Annotated in this window: 1 protein-coding gene; it reads right to left on the minus strand. The window is 58.3% G+C overall.

Annotated elements, in window-relative coordinates:
* Positions 1 to 35 precede the first annotated feature (35 nt).
* A protein-coding gene (locus DIE13_RS32480) for an IS3-like element ISBvi7 family transposase (protein WP_124831041.1) occupies positions 36 to 1,159 on the minus strand; the annotation gives its coding sequence in 2 pieces (ribosomal slippage) (positions 36 to 898 and positions 898 to 1,159; 1,125 coding nt in all).
* Between the last annotated feature and the right edge of the window lie 79 nt (positions 1,160 to 1,238).

A 1,238-nucleotide genomic window follows, 5' to 3' on the forward strand; every position in this document is an offset into this window, starting at 1 on the left:
CTGAACGGTCCCGGTTTTCAGTGCCAAAGGCAATGTTAGTCTTCGGCGTTCTGTTGGTCCGTCAGTTGGGCCTGCAGGCCCAACTGACGGACGTATTCGGCAGGCGGCACTTCACCGAGAGCCCTGTGAGGCCGACTCTCGTTGTATTCGACCCGCCATCGTTCAATCTGCTCCCTGGCGTCGGCCAGCGATGTGAACCAGTGCACGTTCAGGCATTCATCGCGTAGCGTGCCGTTGAACGACTCCACGAATGCGTTATCCGTTGGCTTGCCGGGCCGGCTGAAGGCAATCTCGACCTTGTGATGGTAAGCCCACAGGTCCATCACCTGACTCGTAAATTCCGAGCCGTTGTCACAAAACAGCGTGCGGGGCGCTCCGCGTTTGCTCCTCAGTTCATCCAGTGCACGCACGACATCTGAAGCGCTCAATCGCTGACCAACATCGATGGCTAGTGCTTCGCGCGTAAAGACGTCGATGATGGTCAGCGCGCGGAACCTCTGGCCGTTCGAAAGCTGGTCGGCGACGAAGTCCAAGCTCCACGCCTGATTTGCCGCCGTCGACTTTGCACGTGCCGGGCGGCTCATCTGCGCACGTCGCTTGCGATTTGGTCTGTAGCGCAGCGACAGCCCTTCCTCACGATACAGACGGTACAGCCGATTCTTGCTGACCTGATAGCCCTCCCGTAGCAGTAGCACGCGTATCTTGCGGTAACCATAGCGCACCCGCGTCGCCGCGATTTCACACATGCGCTGCCGCAATGCAGTCTGCGGGTCGCGGTGGCTGCGATACTGGTACACCGAGCGCGATATGGCCACCAGGCGGCAGGCACGCCGCTCTGCTACTCCATAGGCGGACTTTAGATAATCCACGACGTGGCGCCTCGGCGAGGACTTCACCACTTTTTTTTCAATACGTCGGTCAGCATCGCCTTGTCCAACGTCAGCTCCGCGACCACCTTCTTCAGTTGGGCGTTCTCGTCTTGAAGCTGCTTGAGCTGTCGCACCTGGTCCGTCTGCAAACCGGCATACACCTTCTTCCAGCGATAGAAGGTTTGCTCCGAAATGCCCACGTGACGAATCAGTTCCGCGACCGGCATGCCTGCTTCGGCCTGTTTCAACACCGCCACAATCTGCTCGACACTGAAGCGCTTGCGTTTCATCGTACGGCTCCTTTCATACTGAAAAAGTCCGCCGAAAACTCGCTTACATCATGGCACTGTTTACTGGGGGCCGCTCATT

This window comes from Burkholderia sp. Bp9016, assembly GCF_003857765.1.
Classification (GTDB): Bacteria; Pseudomonadota; Gammaproteobacteria; order Burkholderiales; family Burkholderiaceae; genus Burkholderia.